The organism is Mesorhizobium kowhaii (assembly GCF_042431665.1).
Lineage (GTDB): Bacteria > Pseudomonadota > Alphaproteobacteria > Rhizobiales > Rhizobiaceae > Mesorhizobium > Mesorhizobium kowhaii.
In genome coordinates this window covers 412,918-430,879 of sequence record NZ_JBHLYT010000053.1, presented here as the reverse complement: position 1 = coordinate 430,879, position 17,962 = coordinate 412,918, and the positions used below count along the sequence as shown (strand labels likewise).

Below are 17,962 nucleotides of genomic sequence, written 5' to 3'. Positions count from 1 at the left end.
CATGGACGACAGCGAAGACGAGCGCTATCGCGCGCCGGCGCTCGATAAGGGGCTCGACATCCTCGAACTGCTGGCCGGCGTCGACGGCGGCCTGACGCAGGCCGAAATCGCCAAGAAACTCGACCGCAGCCCCAATGAATTCTACCGCATGCTCGACCGGCTGGTGCGGCGCGGCTACGTCACCAGGCTGGATGGCGATCGCTATTCATTGACGCTGAAGCTCTTCGGTCTGGCGCAATTGCACGCCCCAGTGCGGCGGCTGGTTTCCTATGCCACGCCGCTGATGCGCGAACTGGCCGAGACATCGCAGCAGGCCAACCAACTTGTTGTTTTTGATCGCGGTTCCGCCGTCGTCATCGGCCAGCAGGAGGCGCCGAACTACTGGGGCATCTCGATCCGCGTCGGCTCCCACATCAGCCTGTTCGACACCGGCTCGGGACATGTGCTGCTCGCCTTCCGTTCACAGGAAGAGCGGCAGATGATGATATCGGAACATGTCCGCAGCACCGACAAGACGGCGCAGTCGGCCGAGTTCTTCGCCCGCCTCGACCAGATCCGCGACCGCGGCTACGAGATGATGGCTTCGATGCAGACCGCCGGTGTCTTCAACCTGTCGGCCCCGGTGCGCAGTTCCGATGGCAAGGCCATTGCGGCGCTGTCGATTCCCTACATCACCGTCGTCAACGCGCCCTCCGCGCCGGACATCACCAGGACCATCGAGTTGTTGCTGGTCACGGCCGAAAAGCTGTCGCATCTGGCCGGATCGGCGGTCGGCTCATCCACGTAAATTCTTATTTGAATGAAGAATTCCTCCGTGAGATGATTTGAAAAAGCCCGGAGGAGGGGCGACCATGATCATCGACACCCATCTGCATCTCATCAATCGCTCGGCCTTGCGCTATCCCTGGCTCGCCGGCGTGCCGGCGCTCAACCGCGATTTTTCCTACGACGAATATGCAATGGAGGCCCACCGCGTCGGCGTCGGGCGCGTGCTGCACATGGAGGTCGACGTCGACCCGGGCGACATCGAGGCCGAGACCACCCGTGTCGAAGGGCTGTCGCGGCAGCCTGGCAGCATGCTGGCCGGGGCGATTGCGTCCTGCCGGCCTGAAGAAGCAGATTTTGCAGCCTATCTCGAACGCCAGCGCGCAAGGCCGTTCGTCAAAGGGTTCCGCCGCGTGCTTCATGTCGTGCCCGACGATCTTTCGGAAGGCGCACTGTTCCGGGACAACATCAAGCGGCTTGGCGGCACCGGCCTGAGCTTCGATCTCGTCGTCCTGCCGCACCAGATTCCCAAGGTGATCGAGCTTGCCGATCTGGCGCCCGATGTCCAGTTCGTGCTCGACCATTGCGGCGTCCCCGACATCAAGGGCAATGGCGAACATCCATGGCGCGAACACATGAGCGAGATCGCGCGCCGCCCGAATGTCACGGCCAAGGTCTCCGGTGTCGTCGCCTATGCCGAGCCCGGCAGTTGGACGGCCGAGACACTGCGGCCTTATGTCGAACACACCATCGGTGCGTTCGGCTGGGACCGCGTCGTCTGGGGCAGCGACTGGCCGGTCTGCACGCTCGGCGGCGGCCTCTCGACCTGGGTGGCGGCGACCCATGCGCTGCTGTCAGGTTGCAGCGTCGATGAACGCGACAGGCTCTTGTCCGCGAATGCCAGCAAGTTGTGGCAGCTCGATTAGCCGGTTTCGTTCAGGCTCCTCCACAGGCAGCGCCGGGCGCCGGAACACTCTCCCGGAACAGGCGATTGAGATCGGCAACGACCTGGCCAGCCCGATGCCTGGAAGTCAGGCCGGCGATAATGCGATCGGACGCCGCTTGCTGGAACGCCATGGAGCCATCGTGGCGCGGTCGCACCCATGCGCCCTCCAGCGTCGCGCGCGTATCGCGATAAAAGTTGCCGGTCGCGGCATTGACGGCCTCGTCTTCCCAAGCCGCGGTATGGCCTGGTTGGCCGCCGGCGGCGGCATACGTACCGCGCTGGACATCGCCACTGGCGACCCAGTAGGCGAAGTCGATCGCTGCATCTTTTGCCTTGGAGAAGGCTGAAACCGCTATGCCGGTGCCACCAAGCGCCGAACCGATGAGGCCACTGGCACCGATGACCGGGATGTCGGCAAAGGCCAGTCGGTTCACCCGAAAACCCGTCACCGCATAGGAGACATAACCGTAGATCAGCGGCGCGCAGACGATTTTGGAATCGGCTTCTGCCATACGTTCCGAAACGGCGATTGGATCCATCTCGAAGCAGGCCGCGTCGACCAGTGCCGCGATCTCGCGCATCGCCTCGAAGACTTCGCCGCCGGTCGCAATGTCGATGAGATCGCGGGACGGATCGGTCGCGCACGAGTGTCCGAGATTGCCGGCAAGCGTGTAGAACACCATCAGTGAGTGGGGCGGGCGCAGCGGCAACAGCACGCGGCCTTGCCGGGCGAGATCGAGCACGTCGCTCCAGCGCGCCGGCGGCGCATCGAGCGCATCCGGCCGCCATGCCTGGACTTGGCTGGCCGCATCGATCGGAAACGCCCATTGCCGTCCCTGCCAGCTGTAGCTCGGATAGGACTGGCCGACGCTGCCTGAGGCAAGGGCTGTGCGCTCCGCCTCGCGGCCGGCGACATCGAGCGGCTCGAGGCAGCCCTCCGCTGTGATCTGGCCGACATGCGGATGGTCGATGACGATAAGGTCATAGGCCCGCGCCAGTTCCTCGACCGAGAAGGACTCGAAATCCTGCAGCGAGCGCTTGTCCCATTCGATCGCAACGCCGGTCTTCTGCTGCCAGAGCGACGAACAGGCGACCATCGGATCGTAGCCGCGCGGATGGCTCCAGGTCATGCCCCTGAGGGTGGGCACGAGCGTGCGCACGCTCACAGCCCGAACTCCTCACGGATTGCCGCACTGTGCTCGCCGATCCGCGGTGCTGCCCGGTCGACCTTGGCCCTGATACCATCGACCCTGAGCGGCGAGCTGGTGGTCAGGATCGACACGTCGTCCTCGCGCGTCACCGTCTGCAGCATGTCGAGCGACTGGAACCCTTCGCTTGCCAGCATCTCCGGCCAGGTCAGCACCTTGGCGCACCAGATGTCGGCCGGCTCGAGAATGGCCAGCCACTCGTCGATGGTCTTGGTGGCGATCCTTTGCGCGATGATCGCCTTGATGTCGTCGCGCGCCGTGAACCACGACGCCGGCCTGTCGCGATAGGGCGCCAGTTCGCCAAGCGACAGCAGGTCGGCCAGCTTGGGGATCGGCGTCATGGCGATGGCGAGATAACCGTCCTTGGCGGCATACACGCCATAAGGCGCCGACAGATAGGCATGAGCACTCCGGAAGCTGGAGCGCCGGGGCAAGCGGCGGCCATCATTGAGATGCGTGGTCAGCACCTCGAACTGGAAGTCGACCAGCGCTTCGAGCAGGCTGGTTTCGATATGGCTTCCCTGGCCGGTGATGCCGCGCCGCACCAGCGCCGCCAGGATGCCTTGCGCGCAGGCAGCGCCCGCCAGCATGTCGCCGATGGCAAGGCCGAATGGCACCGGCCCCTGGTCCTCATCGCCGTTCAGCCACATCACGCCTGAGCGCGACTGCGCCAGGAGGTCTTGACCGGGCCGCTTGACCCAGGGACCGTCCTCGCCATAGCCGCTGATCGAGGCATAGACCAGCCGCGGGTTGATCTTGCGGACGGCCTCGTAGTCGAGGGCCAGCCGCTCGATGACGCCCGGCCGGAAATTCTGGATCAGCACGTCGGCCTTGGCCAGAAGCCCGCGCAGCACCTTGAGATCGGCCTCGTTCTTGAGGTCGATAGCAAAACTCTCCTTGGCCCGGTTGATGGCATGGAAGATCGTCGAGTCGCCACCGATCTCGGTGTCGCTGAGATAGAGCCGGCGCGACAGGTCGCCGCCATCCGGACGCTCGATCTTGATGACGCGGGCGCCGAGATCGAGCAGCCTGAGCGAGCAATAAGGCCCGGACAGGAACTGGCTCATGTCGACGACGACGAGACCGGCGAGCGGCAATTCGGCTACTGCCGGCATCGTTATTTCTCCGTCTTGCCGACGAAGTCGGTAGGGTTGCGGTACTTCACCGTCTGCAGATGCTCGCAGTAGAGAACGAGTTCGCCTTCGCCCTTGAACACCTCGTAGCTGGCGCGGATCAGCCCCATCTCCTTGTAGCGGGGCTTCTTGTCGAGGTTGGAGCGGATCGAATAGATCGTATCGCCAATGAAGACAGGCTTTATGAAACGCAGCCTGTCGTAGCCATAGGAAAAGGCATTGATACAATTGGTGGCGACCAGTCCCAGGCCAGCAGAAAAGACGAAAGCGCCGGCGATCAGCCGCTTGCCGAAAATGCCTTCGGTCTCGGCAAACATCTGGTCCTGCACATAGGGGTGGATGTCGAGCACCAGCGTGTTGAACAGGTGGCTGTCGCCCTCCGCCATGGTGCGGCGCAGCGAGCGGATCTTCTGACCGACCGGCCAGTCCTCGTAAAACCAGTTCTCGGCGTTCCAAACCGGCAGCGCGGCGTGCTCCTCAGGCATATTTCTGGGGTGCGTCGAGGCGACGCCAACGGTGGGCGCGAAGTCGTTCATGGCCGGCTCCGCATGTCCCGCAGGAGGTTCCCGGCAACCGTTTGAACACGCATCAAAGCGCCTGAAAGCACGACGTCTCCTCCCGTCAATCTTCTTTTGTAAATAGTATTTTCACATATGGGGTTGCGTTGCAAGCGTGAACAGGCGAAATTTTGGCCGTTCCCGCGCGCCGCAGCGCCGGCGGGCAGGGGAGGAAAACATGGGCAATGCCTGTCTGGTCTTCGTCGGCAGCCTGAACCGTGAGGCGCCGTATTTTCAGGGCGCGCGCGGCGTCGGTCTCGGTGTCTACAGCTTCGACGAAGCGACGCCGATGTGCGTCAAGATCGTGCGCTGAACGCCCGCAACCACCCATCACATCTGCATCGAAGCCTCGGACAAAACTGGCCGGGCTCAAGCCTGTTGTATTGCCGACAGCTTCCAGCTCGAGCCATTCTCACGCATGAATGTCCACAGCTCGGTCGTCTCTGTCGGATGATCATCGTCGCCCTCGACGACCTTGCCGCTGGCCCGTTCGCGCGTCACGTCACGAGACTCGTAGCGCAATGCGGCCGTGGCGTAATCGCGGTCATCCTCGCGCCAGCTTTCCGCGATGTCGGCCTGTAGCAAAGTGACGTCCGACACCTCGTTCCTAAGACCTTTCTGGGCATTTTCGGCCAACTCTTCGGACAGATAGGACACCATCTCGGGGGTCACCGCCCGGCGCAGAGCGGCATGGTCTTCGCGCCCGAATGCTTCCTGGACATCAGTCAACAGCTGCTGGAATGCGTCGAGGTCGGTCTGGGCCAGCGTGATCTCATCAGAACCGGTGGCCGGGGAGCCTCCGCCCGAACCGCCGCCAAAGCCGGGAATTGTGAAGGAGCGTTGAGTGTCCGTCTGCTGCTGTGCCGTTGCGAGATTCTCAAATTTCGAACCTTGGGCATTGGAAGCTTGGGCATAGCCGGCGCCGGCGAGCGCAGGGGCAGGACCACGCGCGGATTGCGACCGGAAGAAGCGAATGGCCAGCATGATTGCGCCACCTATGAGCAGGGCCTGAAGCAGGAAACCGAACATGCCGGCCAAGCCGCCGAAGCCTTGGCCAACGAGCAGGCCGATCAGGCCGCCGAGCAGCAGGCCGCGCATCATCGTTCCACCGAAGCCGCTCATGAAGCCGGGCCTCTGCAGGCCGGCCTGCGGCTGCCGGGCCGAAGTGTTCACGCCGGTGTTGGGCGTCATGGAACGCTCGACCGGAGCGGTCGGCGCTGGTGCCGTTCTGGTCGGCGGTGCCGATTGGAACGTGCGCGTGCCACGACTGCCGAAACTGCCGCCGCGACGAGCCTCGGCATGATCCATCGCGACCATGGAGAATGCTAGGAACAGTCCTGCAAAGAGGGCTGCAAATCGGCTCGTGCGGGAAATCATCGGGATGGACCTTTATCGATGCGGTTTCGGAAGTTTTCAGCAAACGGCGCCCGGATACCGGGCGTCATGCGGTCAATCGAACAACTCTTCGAAGAATGATTTCTTCCGCTTCGGATAGCGGTGGTTCTGCGAACGGGGATAATCGTCGCCGCCGCCCTGTCCATGTTGCGGCTGGGAGAATGCTGCCGGGTGAGGTTGCGGTGCGGGCGCCGCGTCCCTGCCGGAACGCTCGATTATTTTGTCGAGTTCCCCTCGATCAAGCCAGACGCCGCGGCACTGCGGACAGTAATCGATCTCGATACCCTGGCGTTCGCTCATCACGAGCGCGACGCGGCAGGAGGGGCAAACCAAACCAAGGAGGGAAGATGTCATGCGGGGCTCCGAACCGAAAAGGAATGAGCCCGCTTGACCGAAAAGGATGGAAACGGGCCCGTTACAGCGGTCCGACATCACAATCGCCCAAAAGCGATAGTCAGAGGGGCCCGGCCCGCATGCAACAACTAGGAATGCAGAGCCGCGCCTTCAAGGGTGATGTTGCCTGCAAGAATGATTTGTTTCGCCATCGCAGGCTTTGGTCTTGTCGGAGTGCGGCTGGGGCCGGCATATTCGGCCGGAGTGCCGCCACGCAACATGATCGTGTCTTGAGCGCGGCGGTCTGATGCCTGAGCTGATGACGGGGAAGGTTGGCGCTCAAACCGTCACAACGATTTTGCCGAACTGCTCGTTCGATTCCAGAAAGCGATGCGCCTCGACGATCTGCTCGAACGGGAAAGTTCTGTCGATGATCGGCCTCAGCGCGCCGGTCTCCAGGCCTTCGAGGATGAAGGCCTTTGCTGCCTCCAGCTTCGCCGTGTTGCCGGTGATCTCGTGGACGAGATAGCCGCGCAGCGTCAGCGTCTTGGCCAGCACGACGGACAGCGGGAACGGCGTCGGCTCGCGGCTGAGGCCGCCATATTCGATGAGAATGCCGCCCCGCGACATCGCCGCCGTCAACGGCTCGAAGATCGGCCCGCCGATCGCATCGAACACGACGCGCACGCCTTGCGGCCCGGCGATCTCGTTCAGCCGTGCCGCCAGATCCTCCTCCGCCGAGGCCACGACATAAGCCGCGCCGGCGTCGAGCAGGGCCTGCTTCTTCGCCGATGTCCGCGTCACCGCAATCGCTGTCGCGCCGATCCTGTTGGCGATCTGGATCGCGGCAAGCCCGACACCGCTCGATGCCGCGGTGATCACGACGGCATCTCCGCTGTGCAGCCTAGCGATATCGATCAGCGCTCCATAGGCGGTGAGATACTGCATCCAGACGGCCGCCGCCGTTGGCCAGTCGAGCGAGGGCGGGTGCTTGACGACGAGCCCGGCAGGATAAGTTGCAAGCTCGCCATAGGCGGGCCAGCGGATCATCGATTGTGGCGGGATGACACTGACGCTGTCGCCTGGCGCGAAGTTCTTCACGCCTTCGCCCACCGCCTCGATGATACCAGCCGCTTCGAGGCCAAGCCCCGAAGGCAGCGTCGGCGTCTCGATATAGGCACCCGCGCGCAACAACGCCTCGGCGCGATTGAGGCCGAGCGCCTTGACGCGGATTTGAACTTCGCCCGGACCCGGTCGGGGAAGCTCGACATTCTCGACGCGCAGCACCTCGGGGCCACCATGCTGATGAAAGCGAACAAGACGTGCCATTCGGTCTACTCCAAATTATTTGAACCGAATGAGCTATGCAGACAAGATTATCGGCAATAAGTCCAGATAGAACAGTAAAAACCAGGAGTTCCGAATATGGATCGGCTTGAGAGCATGGCCGTGTTCGTCAAGGCGGTCGACCTCGGCTCGTTCGCGGCCGCGGCAATCGCGCTCGATCTGTCCGGACCGATGGTCGGCAAGCATGTCCGGTTTCTCGAGGAACGGCTGGGCGTGCGGCTGCTCAACCGGACGACGCGCCGGCAGAGCCTGACCGACTTCGGCCGCGCCTACTATGAACGCTGCCGGGTCGTGCTGGCCGAGGCCGACGCGGCCGATGCGCTCGCCGCCGACCAGTTCACCGAACCGCGGGGAAAACTGCGCGTCACCATGCCGGCGCATTTCGGTCGCCATTGCGTGACACCCGTGCTGCTGCGGCTGGCACGGCAATATCCAATGCTGGAACTCGACCTATCGCTCAATGATCGCTTCGCCGATCTCGCCGAGGACGGCTACGATCTTGCCATCCGGACCGGTGCCCTGGACGACAAGGCCGGAGTGATCGCGCGCCGCGTCGCGCGCCAGGGCATGGTCGTCTGCGCTGCACCCTCTTATCTCCAGCGCCACGGCGAACCCCGGCAGATCGAGGATCTCGCCGACCATCAGGCCATCGTCTACCGCCGGCTTGGCCAGGTCGTTCAGCCGTGGCTGTTCGTCCGCGAGGGGCAAACCGCGCAGGAGATCATGCCGACCGGCCGGCTGCGGCTCGACGATCTCGATGCCATCGCCGATGCCGCGGTCGAAGGCATGGGCCTTGCCTGGTTGCCCTATTGGCTGGTTCGCGAGCGCATCGAGGCCGGCGCGCTGGCGGCACTGTTGCCGGATCAGCCGCGATATCTCTACGACTGTTATGCGCTTTGGCTGCAGACACCGCATCTGCCGTTGAAGGTCCGGCTTGCCGTCGATGCGCTTGCGGCTGCCTTGCCGAAATCGATGGCCTAACCGCAGCGGTGCCATCGGAAGTTCTGCGCGGCTCAGGCCACGTTGCGGTGCCTGAGCTGCGCAGCTAGTTCGCTACAGTTTGCAGTAAGGCGTCACCGGTGCGATGACGCCGAAATCCCTAGCGATCTCGTAGCCGATGCCATCTGCCGCCGCCTTGCCGACATAGGAATGGCAGAGCGTGTGGTTGTTGGTGGCGTCGACGCGGATCTTGCCTTGCGGCGCATCGAACTCGATCGATGGCAACGCCGCCAGCACATCGTCGTCCTTCAGCGATCCGGCCTTCTCGGCGGCCAGCGCGTAGAGGTGCAGGCCGTTGTAGCCGGCCTCGCCAATGCCGTTGACCATCTTCTCCTGGCCGAACTTTTCGCGGAAGCTCGAGATGAACTTCTTGTTGACCGGGTTGTCGAGCGCCATCCAGTAGGGCTGTGGCGCGTAGGTGCCTGCAGCCACGCCGGCCGGCAGTGCATCCTTGTTGAAGACCTCGTCGAGCGGTGCGATCAGCGGCTGCTTGATGTCGAAGCTGCGATACTGCTTGAGCTGGGTGACGGCGTCGTTGCCCACCACCATCGACCAGACGACATCGGGCTTCAGCGACTTGATCTTCTGGAAGGCCGGACCGAAATCCGTGGTGCCGAACGGATAATAGTCGGCGCCGATGATCTTGCCGCCGGCCTTCTCATAGGCCGCCGTGATCGCTTCGGTCATCTTCTGCGGCCAGGCATAGTCGGAGGCCATGACATAGATCGTCTTGCCGAGGTTCTCGGCCACCCACGGCATCATCGGGTCGACCTGCTGCATCGGGATCGGGCCGGTGGCGACGAAGTAGCGGTTGCATTCGCCGCCCTCGAAATTGGTCGGGTAGAAGAACAGCTTCTTGGCCTTCGAAGTCACCGACAGCGTAGCACTACGCTCGGGCGAGATGATCGTGCCCATGATCACGTCGACCTTGTCTTCGTTGATGAGCTTGCGTGCCTTGTCGATCGCGCCCTTGGTCGTGGTCTGGTTGTCCTCGATGAACAATTCGACCTGGCGGCCGCCAATGCCATTGGCGGCGTTGAGTTCGGCGGCGGCCAGCTTGTAGCAATTGAGCAGCGTCTCGCCGAGGATCGCCTGCAGCCCGGTGATCGGGATCGACAGTCCGACCTTGACGGTGTCGGCGGCACGCAGGATCGACGGAGCGCCGACCATGGCGAAGGCGGCCGCGGCGCCGCCCGATTTCAGAACAGTTCTTCTGCTTATCATTTTTGTGTTCCCTTCCAGTCCAGGCGCGCCCCATGCACGCCTTACAAAGCCAACAGGTCCCAGGCGCGCTTCAGGCGCGCCTTATAAAGCCAACAAATCCTTGAGCAGGGTCTCGTCGGCGAACGCCTCCGGCGCGCCTTCGTGCACGATCCTGCCCTTCTCCATCACCAGGCAGCGGTCCGCCGCCTTGAGAACGAGATCGAGATTCTGCTCGACGAGAACGATCGCGATGCCGCGTTCGCGGGCGATGCGCGGCACCAGCTCGGCGATCGACTGTACGATGTTCGGCTGGATGCCTTCCGAGGGTTCGTCAAGCAGCAGCACCGATGGCAGGCCGCACAGCGCGCGGCCGATCGCCAGCATCTGCTGCTGGCCACCCGAGAGCGTTCCGGCGACCTGCGCTTCGCGTTCGCGCAGGATCGGGAAATAGCCGAAGATGTCGGTCGGAATGCCGCCGTCGCCACGCTCCTTGGCGGCGCGGGTGCCGACTTCCAGATTCTGCCGCACGGTCAGCTGGTTGAAGATGCCGCGACCCTGCGGCACATGCGCGATGCCGGCCCGCGCCCGGCGGAAGGCCGGAGCATTGGTGAGGTCCTGGTCGCCGAGAACCACGGCGCCGCCACTTGCCCGCAAGGCGCCAGCGATGACGCGCAGCAGCGTCGTCTTGCCGGCGCCGTTGCGGCCGAGCATGCCGACGACTTCGCCCGGTGCGACGCTGAGGTCGATGCCGTTCAGCACCGGAAGCAGGCCGTAGCCAGCCGAGACCGCTAGTGTCCGCAGCATGGTCAGCGCCTCCCCAGATAGACGTCGCGGACCATCTCGTCGGTCTCGATGTCATGGAAAGGACCGCTGCGCAGCCGGCGCCCCTGATGCAGCACCAGTGTTTCGCAGTTCAGCGCCCGCACGAAGCGGATGTCATGCTCGACCGCGACGATCGAGAACTCGCCCTTGAGCCGCAGCAGCATCTCGGCCGTCGCCAGTGTCTCCTGTGGCGTCATACCGGCGGTCGGCTCGTCGAGCAGGAGCAGCCGCGGCTCGATCGCCAGCGCCATGCCGATCTCCAGCCATTGCTTCTGGCCGTGCGCGAGTTCGCCGGCCAGTGTGGCGGCACGATTGGTGAGCGCAACCAGCTCCAGCAACTCAGCGACCGGGCGGACCGGTGAGGGCGCGCCCCACCGCGCCACCTTCAGATTGTCCTCCACCGACAGGCTGGGGAAGACCGACGGGATCTGGAACTTGCGGGCGATGCCGAGCCGGGCGATGCGGTGCAGCGGCAGGCCGGCTATATCGCGGCCGAGAAAGCGCACGCTGCCGCTGGTCGGGCGCAGCGTGCCGGTCAGCACGTTAAGGAACGTGCTTTTGCCGGCGCCGTTCGGCCCGATGATGCAGCAAAGCTCCTTGTCGCGCACGGTGAGATCAAGCGCTTCCAGCGCCTGCAGCCCGCCAAAGCGGATACCGACATTTTCGGCCTGGAGCAGGACGTCGCTCATTGCGCGCGCCTCCGGCCTTTGAACAGGCTCTTCAGCCGCGCGTAGATCGACAGGATGCCGTCCGGTAAGACGAAGACGATGACGACGAAGACACAGCCGAGCAACAGCGGCCACAGGCTCGGGTTGAAGCTGCTGATCGTCTGCTGCGCCCGCTGGATGAAGATGGCGCCGAGCACCGGACCAAGCAGCGTGCCGCGCCCGCCGACAGCCACCCAGACGATGACTTCCGTCGACAGAAGCAGCCCGGAAAGGTCCGGCGCCACCAGCCCCGCCATGCAGACATAGAGGGCGCCGGCAAGTCCGGCGATGGCCGCGGACAGGACGAAGGTGACGAGCAGCCGCAAGGGTGCGTTGTGGCCAAGTGCTGCCGCCCGGACCTCATTGTCCTGGATGGCGGTGAGCACCGTGCCCCAGCGCCCGCGGCTGATCGACCACAACGCCAGCACGGCCACCGCAACGATGGCCGAGACGAAGATATAGGAGGGCAGGTCCTGGCTGAGATCGACATGCAGCCCGGCAACATCGAACTCGATCGGCGGAATGCCGATCAGCCCGCTGTCGCCGCCGGTGACCGAGCTCCAAGAGACCGCCGCCTGCTGACAGATGACGCCCATCGCCAGCGTGACGATGGTGAAATAGCTGCCACGGATGCCGCCGAAGAACAGGAAGTAACCGATGATCGCAGCGACGAAAGCCGCGCCAGCGACCGCGCCGGCAAGGCCGAGCAGGCTGGCAAAGGGGATGGCGTCGTTGAGCGTGACCAGCGCCATGATGTAGCCGCCAATGCCGAAAAAGGCGGCGTGGCCGAAACACAGAATGCCGGTGCGACCCCAGAAGAAGTCGAGGCTTGCCGCGAACAGGCCGAAGATCAGTGCGTCGCGGATCACCGTCAGCTGATAGCCGTCGGCAATGAACGGATAGAGGATAGCCAGCGCCACGCAGACGACGAAGATCAGCAGCCAGTTGCGGTCCCGGGCGATCATCGCGACGCCCCGTTGAACAGGCCGTTGGGCCGCAGCCGCACGGCGACGATGGCCGCCAGCAGCACGATCGCTTGCGCCAGCGATGGCGATATCTGGTAGTTCAGAACACTCGTCAGACCGCCGACGAAAACACTGCCGGCGACGAGGCCGCCGATCGAGCCGACGCCGCCAACGATGACGACGAAGAAGGCATTGGCGAGATAGTTCACCCCCATCTGCGGCAGTACGATCGCCAGCGGCGCGACCAGTCCGCCGGCGAGGCCCGCGATTGCCGCGCCGAAGGTGAAGGCGATGGCATAGGTGCGCCGCGTGTTGATGCCGACGCCCTCGGCCATTTCACGGTTCTGGATGACGGTGCGGATATCGAGGCCGAAGGACGTTCGGCTGATCAGCAGGACGACGCCGAGCAGGGTCAGCGCGGCGATGGCGATCAGGATCAGCCGGTAGGCCGGATAGACGGTGAAGACGAGATCGAGCGTGCCTTCGATCGGCGGTGTCACCGGCTTGGCGCCGAGACCGAAGGTCAGTTCCAGCCCTTGCTGCAGGATCAGGCTGACGCCCCAGGTGGCGAGCACGGTCGAGACCGGCCGCGAATAGAGATGGCGGATGATGGCGAACTCGAGGATGCAGCCGACAACCGCGCCGGCGATGGGCGCAGCGGCCAGCCCCAGCCAGAAGGAACCGCCCATGCTCTGGACGAAATAGACCGCGAAGGCGCCGACGGTGACGAACTCGCCATGCGCCAGATTGGTCACGTTCATCAGTCCGAAGCTGATCGCCAGCCCGAGGCCGACCAGCATCAGGATGCTGATCAGCGTCAGCGCATTGAGGAGCGTGGTGACGACAAAATCCATCGCGTCAGGCCGCGCCGGCGATGCGTTGGCGCAGGCCGGCGAGCAGGCCTTCGGCGGCATCGATCACATCGGCCTGATGCGGCTGCAGATTCTGCCCGGCCCATTCGTCGATATGGTCCGACAGCGGGTCGACCACTTCGGTACGATGATTGGCCAGCGTCTCGATGACGGCATGGCCGCAGAACGGCACATAACCTTCGGAATAGCCGCCCTCATGGCTCATGATCAGGCGTCCGTTCGACGTCTCCGCGGCCAGCGCCACCATGCGTGCGGCAAGGCGCCGGAAGCACTCGCTGTTGAGCATCATGCGGCCGAGCGGGTCGAAACCCGATGCGTCGAAACCGGAAGCGACGATGACGAGGTCCGGCTTGAAGGCGCGCAGCGCAGGGGCGATGACGCGGTCGAAAGCCAATTCATAGGCGCCGGTGCCGCTGCCCGCCGGCAACGGGATGTTGATGTTGTAGCCTTCGCCGGCGCCTTTGCCGTTGTCGGCCAGCGCACCGCGCCCGGTCGGATAGAGATTGTCCTGATGTACGGACATGGTCAGCACCGACGGGTCGGAATAAAACACCGTCTCGGTGCCGTTGCCGTGATGCACGTCCCAATCAACCACCGCCGCGCGGCCAAGCAAGCCTTCATGCTGCAGCCGGCGCACGGACACGCCGATGTTGGAGAACAGGCAATTGCCCATCGCCTGGTCTGGCTCGGCATGGTGCCCCGGCGGCCGCGCCAGCGCATAGGCGTTGTCGACCCGGCCGGTCAGCACGGCGCGCATGGCGGCATAGGTGGTGCCGGCCGACAGCAGGGCGATGTCGAAACTGTTGAGGCCGATCGGTGCCTGCGGGCCGGCGAAGCCGGAACCGCGCTCACTGAGCATTCTGATATCGTCGACATGGCGTTGCGTATGCACGCGCAGCAGGTCCTCGACCGAGACCGGCTCGGGAATGATCGGCACGAGGTGGCGCGACAGGCCGCTGACCTGGATCAGGTTGTTCAGCCGACGCTTCGAGCCGGGCGATTCCAGATGCCGGCCAGGTTCCACAAAACGGCCGGGAGGCATCATGTCGGCGCTGGAGCCGGTGTCATGCCACATCAGCTGTTCGTGAAAAACGTAGCCTGTCGCCATCCGCAGCGTCCTCTAAAAACCAGGTGACGCTAGCAGGCTAACGATGACATGGCCCGACCCGAAAGAGGGGTTGTGCCAGTTATCTATGCCCCTCCTTTCGGAGGGGTATGGAGGTTTGCGGAGCCTTGCGCGGCACGCACGGCCTGGACCCGGTTGCTCACCGCCAGCTTGCCGAAAATGTTTTTGAGATGCCACTTCACCGTCGTTTCGCTGACCGACAGGGCAAGCGCGATATCGCGGTTGGACATGCCTTCGGTGAGATAGCGCAGCAGCTCGGCCTCGCGCTGGGTGAGGTGTTCCTTCTCGGCGGCTGGCGTGGCCGGCTTGCGCGTCGCCACAGGCGTCGTCTGCGCGGCATTGATGATGCGGGTGGCATAGGCTGACAGCGCCGGATCGGTCTGTGTCTGAGCCGCACGCAGCCGCGCCAATCCTTCGATAACGGGTCTTCCCTCATCGACGAAGGAGCGGATGAAGCCAGAGGGTTGAGCGAGACGCAGCGCCTCGAGCAGATAGCGGTCGGCCTCGTGTGGGTCAGGGCCGGCACTCTTGGCGCGCAGGATCAGCGCCAGGATATGGCGGCGCATGCGCCCGCTGTCTTTCGTTCGCTCCAGAAGCGCGTCGAAGATACCGGCGGCCGCGGCATAGAATTTCTCCGCCGTCAGCAGTCTGCCCTCGGCGAAGAACTCGAATTCGTTGGCGACAGTGGGAGTGGTCTCGGCCCGTTCGCTGCGATGCTCATTCAACAAGGCGCGCGCCTCGGCGCTGCGGTTCTGGTCGAGCAGCAGCCTGACGCGATCATGCACGAGCACCGAGGCGAGACGACGGTACACGGAGCCGCGCACACGTTGGTAGACGCGCTCCAGCATATCGAGCGCGGCCTCCGTGCGGCCGGTCAGCTGCAGCACGCGGGCATAGGTCGGCACGCTGGCGAGCGGATAGACGATGACCGCCGCCCCCTCGATCAATGGCCCGAGATTCTCGACCAGCGTCAGCGCCTCGCCCGACGCATTGGTCTCGTAAGCGAGTTCGGCAAGCAGCGTGCCGGCCAGCGCTTCGGCGTAGGAATTCGGGCCGATCCGCGCCCTGGCCTCGGCGATTGCGTCGCGCAGCAGCCGTTCGGCGGCGGGCAAGCGACCGGCCGAGCGCTCGATTACGGCCATGTAGCAATTGGCAATGGTGACGCCGAGCAGGCTGCCGCTTCGCTCATGCGCCTTGCGCGCCGCGTCCACCGCCGCGCGTGCGCCGTCGAGGTCGCCCAGCGCATAAAGATTGTAGCCGATGACATTGGCCGTCGCGCCTTCCATGAACCAGGCATCGGGTGCGATGACGCGCAGGGCCGCGAGTGCCGTGTCGCGCGCCTGATCGAATTGCTCGAGCGTGCTGTGCACGGCGGCGGCGAGCACCACGAGTTCGGCCTCGATCGTGGTGCCGGTCAGCGTGCCGGGGTCATTGCTGTCAGCCGGCCCGGTCTCGACCAGCTTGCGCGCATTGCTCAGCGTCTGTTGGGCAAGCTCGGGTTGGCTGCTGTGTACCGCAAGCCACAACACGACAAGCTGCAGCCGGATGCGCTGGTCGATCAGCTTTTTGGGCAGCAGCGCCAGCAACTGACGCACATAGAGAAGCTGGCACTGGGCGATGAGGTCGAGCGCGTTGTTCTCGACGAACACCGCCGCGCGGGCCTGGTCGCCGGCGGCGAGCGCATGCCTGATCGCCTCGGTCAGCATCTTGCGTTCGCCAAACCATTCGGCAGCCGCTAAGTGCAGCGGTGCGATCATCTCAGGTTCGCGCCGTTCCATCTCGCGGCTAAGGAAGTCGCGGAACAGATGATGATAGCGGAACCAGCGCCGCTCCTCGTCAAGCGGCACCAGGAACAGGTTGCGCGTCTCGATTTCGGTGATCGCCGCCTCGGCATCCGCCGCCCGCATCACCGCCCGGCAGGCCTCGGCGCTGAAGCGTTCGAAGATCGAACTGTAGAGCAGGAATTTTGCGATCGCCGGCGGCAGTTCCAAAAACACTTCCCCCATCAGGAAGTCGGCAACGTTGCGGTTGGCGCCGGTGAAATTGCCGATGACAGTTTCGGGCGCATGCGCAGCACCGAGCGACAGCGAGGCGAGCTGCAGGCCGGCGGCCCATCCTTCGGTCCGCGAACACAAGGTCGCTACAGTGCTACTGCTGACGCTCAAGCCCAGCTTGTCGTTAAAGAAGGCCTCCGCTTCGGAGGAGGCGAAGCGCAAATCGTCGGGGCCGATTTCGCAGACGTCGCCCAGCACCCTGAGCTTGCCGAGCTGCAGGTCGGGCAGGCTGCGCGAGCCGATGACGAAGGCGACGTTTGCCGGCGCCTGCCGTGTCAGGCGTTCCATGAACCGCTTCACCGCCGGCGCTTCGATGGCGTGGTAGTCGTCGAAGAACAAGGTGATGTCGGCGTCGCGCGCCGCCAACCCCGCCACCAGCGCGGCGAGCACCACATCCAACTGCGGGATCGGGCTCGACTGGAAGGCGAGGTCGAGTTCCGCCGGGCTCTGCACGAGGTGGCGCAGCGCTCCCACCAGATGCGACAGGAAGGCGCCTTCGTCATTGTCTGATACCTCGCAGGACAGCCATGCGGTCAGCCGGCCGAGGCGCGCGACTTCCGCAGCCCATTGCGCCATCGTCGTCGACTTGCCGAAGCCGGCGGCCGCGGCGAACAGCACGATGCGGGTATCGATATGCCGCTTCAGCGTCGACAGGATGGTCTCGCGACGGACCCATCGGCGGTGATGCGGCGACGCGTGCGGAGTGGGTTGCGGAGCTGTTCTCATCTAGGCTCGCGCAACCTGGCGGTTCTCCGGATTACAGGGGTGCCACTCGGCTTCGATCAGCGGAATCTGCGGCGCGGCATTGCGCGGCAAGGTTCCCTTTATCCGGGGATCGTCGACGATTTCAAAACCGGTCGCGAAGGGCACGAAACCGCAGGCGCTGTAGAAACCGATGACGCTGTGATGATCGAAGCTGCTTGTGTGCAGCCAGATGCGGCTCGGAGCGAGGCGCCATGCCAGCTCGAGCGCCCCGGCCATCAGCCGCTTGCCGAAACCGCGGCCAGTCAATGAGGGGAACAGGCCGAAATAGGTGATCTCGATCTCGCTGCTGTCGGCGACGAAGAATTCGACCATGCCGAGATGCACGCCGCTTTCATCGTAACCGTAGTAGAGATGCTGGCGCGGATCGGCGAAGTGATCCGTTATCTCGGCGTCGGACATTTCGGACACGCGGTCCCACAGCCAGGGCGCGCCGATCTCCTGGAACATCGCCCGATACGAAGCGCAGTCGGGCATGGTGATGCGGGTCATGGCCAAGGGTTTTGCGAGAGCGGGCTGCGGCGCGCGCGCCTCCATCCACGTCACGGCATTGGCGAGCTTGCCCGCCGGCAGGCGCCGGTAGCCAATGGCAAGATCGGTGATTTCGGCGGGCATCGTATCTTCGGTGATCAACGCATTCCTCTTGGTGTCTGCCCGATAGCAGTATCGGCTTGCGGCCGCTGATGCCAACAGCGCGAATGAACTGACCAGAGGCGGCTGGGCGTGGATCGGATTTTTTGGCGCCGCTGCCTCTTGCATTTCACAGAA

General features: G+C 64.2%; 18 protein-coding genes. 4 read left to right on the top strand and 14 right to left on the bottom strand.

The features are described from left to right. Nucleotide 1 precedes the first annotated feature (1 nt). Both ACFFNA_RS29460 and ACFFNA_RS29455 read left to right on the top strand, forming a co-directional pair. Nucleotides 2-787: an IclR family transcriptional regulator gene (locus ACFFNA_RS29460; RefSeq protein ID WP_378923386.1), complete on the top strand. Its 786-nt coding sequence runs from the start codon at nucleotides 2-4 to the stop codon at nucleotides 785-787. Nucleotides 788-851: 64 nt separating this feature from the next. Further along, entirely contained in the window at nucleotides 852-1,691 is an 840-nt protein-coding gene (locus ACFFNA_RS29455) for an amidohydrolase family protein (RefSeq protein WP_378923385.1), read from the top strand. A gap of 10 nt (nucleotides 1,692-1,701) precedes the next feature. On the opposite strand, the gene ACFFNA_RS29450 is transcribed toward ACFFNA_RS29455, so the two are convergent. The 3 genes from ACFFNA_RS29450 to ACFFNA_RS29440 are packed head-to-tail and all read right to left on the bottom strand — an operon-like array spanning nucleotide 1,702 to nucleotide 4,588. After that, nucleotides 1,702-2,841 (bottom strand): extracellular solute-binding protein, encoded by a 1,140-nt coding sequence (locus ACFFNA_RS29450; protein ID WP_378923831.1) that lies wholly within the window; start codon nucleotides 2,839-2,841, stop codon nucleotides 1,702-1,704. Between the two features lie 32 nt (nucleotides 2,842-2,873). Next, nucleotides 2,874-4,034 (bottom strand): CaiB/BaiF CoA transferase family protein, encoded by a 1,161-nt coding sequence (locus ACFFNA_RS29445; protein ID WP_378923384.1) that lies wholly within the window; start codon nucleotides 4,032-4,034, stop codon nucleotides 2,874-2,876. A 2-nt stretch (nucleotides 4,035-4,036) separates the two neighbouring features. Then, complete coding sequence (locus ACFFNA_RS29440; RefSeq protein WP_378923383.1) at nucleotides 4,037-4,588, bottom strand: MaoC family dehydratase; 552 nt, start codon at nucleotides 4,586-4,588, stop codon at nucleotides 4,037-4,039. A gap of 199 nt (nucleotides 4,589-4,787) precedes the next feature. On the opposite strand from ACFFNA_RS29440, the gene ACFFNA_RS29435 reads away from it, so the two are divergent. After that, nucleotides 4,788-4,922, top strand: coding sequence for a hypothetical protein (locus ACFFNA_RS29435; protein WP_281004986.1), 135 nt, complete (start codon nucleotides 4,788-4,790; stop codon nucleotides 4,920-4,922). A 56-nt stretch (nucleotides 4,923-4,978) separates the two neighbouring features. Here the strand turns inward: ACFFNA_RS29435 and ACFFNA_RS29430 are convergent, their stop codons facing one another. The 3 genes from ACFFNA_RS29430 to ACFFNA_RS29420 form a co-directional block, all read right to left on the bottom strand. Continuing rightward, nucleotides 4,979-5,986: a Tim44 domain-containing protein gene (locus ACFFNA_RS29430; protein WP_378923382.1), complete on the bottom strand. Its 1,008-nt coding sequence runs from the start codon at nucleotides 5,984-5,986 to the stop codon at nucleotides 4,979-4,981. Between the two features lie 72 nt (nucleotides 5,987-6,058). Beyond that, nucleotides 6,059-6,358 carry a TFIIB-type zinc ribbon-containing protein gene (locus ACFFNA_RS29425; RefSeq protein WP_378923381.1) on the bottom strand — a complete coding sequence of 100 codons (300 nt, stop codon included), beginning with the start codon at nucleotides 6,356-6,358 and terminating at the stop codon, nucleotides 6,059-6,061. Between the two features lie 318 nt (nucleotides 6,359-6,676). Continuing rightward, on the bottom strand, nucleotides 6,677-7,666 hold the full coding sequence (locus tag ACFFNA_RS29420; protein ID WP_378923380.1) for a zinc-dependent alcohol dehydrogenase family protein: 990 nt from the start codon (nucleotides 7,664-7,666) through the stop codon (nucleotides 6,677-6,679). A 96-nt stretch (nucleotides 7,667-7,762) separates the two neighbouring features. Here ACFFNA_RS29420 and ACFFNA_RS29415 point away from each other — a divergent pair, with 96 nt between their 5' ends. After that, nucleotides 7,763-8,665 carry a LysR family transcriptional regulator gene (locus tag ACFFNA_RS29415; RefSeq protein ID WP_378923379.1) on the top strand — a complete coding sequence of 301 codons (903 nt, stop codon included), beginning with the start codon at nucleotides 7,763-7,765 and terminating at the stop codon, nucleotides 8,663-8,665. A gap of 72 nt (nucleotides 8,666-8,737) precedes the next feature. On the opposite strand, the gene ACFFNA_RS29410 is transcribed toward ACFFNA_RS29415, so the two are convergent. From ACFFNA_RS29410 to ACFFNA_RS29375, 8 genes are all read right to left on the bottom strand, one after another. Then, nucleotides 8,738-9,907, bottom strand: a complete 1,170-nt coding sequence (locus ACFFNA_RS29410; RefSeq protein ID WP_378923378.1) for a substrate-binding protein — start codon at nucleotides 9,905-9,907, stop codon at nucleotides 8,738-8,740. Between the two features lie 81 nt (nucleotides 9,908-9,988). Then, nucleotides 9,989-10,690, bottom strand: a complete 702-nt coding sequence (locus tag ACFFNA_RS29405; RefSeq protein ID WP_378923377.1) for an ABC transporter ATP-binding protein — start codon at nucleotides 10,688-10,690, stop codon at nucleotides 9,989-9,991. A gap of 2 nt (nucleotides 10,691-10,692) precedes the next feature. Continuing rightward, nucleotides 10,693-11,397 carry an ATP-binding cassette domain-containing protein gene (locus ACFFNA_RS29400; RefSeq protein ID WP_378923376.1) on the bottom strand — a complete coding sequence of 235 codons (705 nt, stop codon included), beginning with the start codon at nucleotides 11,395-11,397 and terminating at the stop codon, nucleotides 10,693-10,695. Next, nucleotides 11,394-12,380, bottom strand: a complete 987-nt coding sequence (locus ACFFNA_RS29395) for a branched-chain amino acid ABC transporter permease (RefSeq protein ID WP_378923375.1) — start codon at nucleotides 12,378-12,380, stop codon at nucleotides 11,394-11,396. Before ACFFNA_RS29395 ends, ACFFNA_RS29400 begins: the two co-directional genes overlap by 4 nt. Beyond that, nucleotides 12,377-13,294 carry an urea ABC transporter permease subunit UrtB gene (gene urtB, locus ACFFNA_RS29390; protein WP_245446204.1) on the bottom strand — a complete coding sequence of 306 codons (918 nt, stop codon included), beginning with the start codon at nucleotides 13,292-13,294 and terminating at the stop codon, nucleotides 12,377-12,379. Before urtB ends, ACFFNA_RS29395 begins: the two co-directional genes overlap by 4 nt. After that, nucleotides 13,239-14,360 (bottom strand): histone deacetylase-like amidohydrolase, encoded by a 1,122-nt coding sequence (locus ACFFNA_RS29385; protein WP_378923374.1) that lies wholly within the window; start codon nucleotides 14,358-14,360, stop codon nucleotides 13,239-13,241. The genes urtB and ACFFNA_RS29385 overlap by 56 nt, the downstream gene beginning before the upstream one ends. Before the next feature lie 83 nt (nucleotides 14,361-14,443). Then, nucleotides 14,444-17,158, bottom strand: a complete 2,715-nt coding sequence (locus tag ACFFNA_RS29380) for a winged helix-turn-helix domain-containing protein (protein ID WP_378923373.1) — start codon at nucleotides 17,156-17,158, stop codon at nucleotides 14,444-14,446. Continuing rightward, nucleotides 17,159-17,827 (bottom strand): GNAT family N-acetyltransferase, encoded by a 669-nt coding sequence (locus tag ACFFNA_RS29375; RefSeq protein ID WP_378923372.1) that lies wholly within the window; start codon nucleotides 17,825-17,827, stop codon nucleotides 17,159-17,161. Nucleotides 17,828-17,962: the final 135 nt, after the last annotated feature.

Coding starts and splice junctions, on each gene's coding strand:
- ACFFNA_RS29460 (WP_378923386.1), top strand. CDS start 2: ATGGACGACAGCGAAGACGAGCGCTATCGCGCGCCGGCGCTCGATAAG.
- ACFFNA_RS29455 (WP_378923385.1), top strand. CDS start 852: ATGATCATCGACACCCATCTGCATCTCATCAATCGCTCGGCCTTGCGC.
- ACFFNA_RS29450 (WP_378923831.1), bottom strand. CDS start 2,841: ATGACCTGGAGCCATCCGCGCGGCTACGATCCGATGGTCGCCTGTTCG.
- ACFFNA_RS29445 (WP_378923384.1), bottom strand. CDS start 4,034: ATGCCGGCAGTAGCCGAATTGCCGCTCGCCGGTCTCGTCGTCGTCGAC.
- ACFFNA_RS29440 (WP_378923383.1), bottom strand. CDS start 4,588: ATGAACGACTTCGCGCCCACCGTTGGCGTCGCCTCGACGCACCCCAGA.
- ACFFNA_RS29435 (WP_281004986.1), top strand. CDS start 4,788: ATGGGCAATGCCTGTCTGGTCTTCGTCGGCAGCCTGAACCGTGAGGCG.
- ACFFNA_RS29430 (WP_378923382.1), bottom strand. CDS start 5,986: ATGATTTCCCGCACGAGCCGATTTGCAGCCCTCTTTGCAGGACTGTTC.
- ACFFNA_RS29425 (WP_378923381.1), bottom strand. CDS start 6,358: ATGACATCTTCCCTCCTTGGTTTGGTTTGCCCCTCCTGCCGCGTCGCG.
- ACFFNA_RS29420 (WP_378923380.1), bottom strand. CDS start 7,666: ATGGCACGTCTTGTTCGCTTTCATCAGCATGGTGGCCCCGAGGTGCTG.
- ACFFNA_RS29415 (WP_378923379.1), top strand. CDS start 7,763: ATGGATCGGCTTGAGAGCATGGCCGTGTTCGTCAAGGCGGTCGACCTC.
- ACFFNA_RS29410 (WP_378923378.1), bottom strand. CDS start 9,907: ATGATAAGCAGAAGAACTGTTCTGAAATCGGGCGGCGCCGCGGCCGCC.
- ACFFNA_RS29405 (WP_378923377.1), bottom strand. CDS start 10,690: ATGCTGCGGACACTAGCGGTCTCGGCTGGCTACGGCCTGCTTCCGGTG.
- ACFFNA_RS29400 (WP_378923376.1), bottom strand. CDS start 11,397: ATGAGCGACGTCCTGCTCCAGGCCGAAAATGTCGGTATCCGCTTTGGC.
- ACFFNA_RS29395 (WP_378923375.1), bottom strand. CDS start 12,380: ATGATCGCCCGGGACCGCAACTGGCTGCTGATCTTCGTCGTCTGCGTG.
- urtB (WP_245446204.1), bottom strand. CDS start 13,294: ATGCCGCCGAAGGCCTGCTCGCCGGCCTGCGCCAACGCATCGCCGGCG.
- ACFFNA_RS29385 (WP_378923374.1), bottom strand. CDS start 14,360: ATGGCGACAGGCTACGTTTTTCACGAACAGCTGATGTGGCATGACACC.
- ACFFNA_RS29380 (WP_378923373.1), bottom strand. CDS start 17,158: ATGAGAACAGCTCCGCAACCCACTCCGCACGCGTCGCCGCATCACCGC.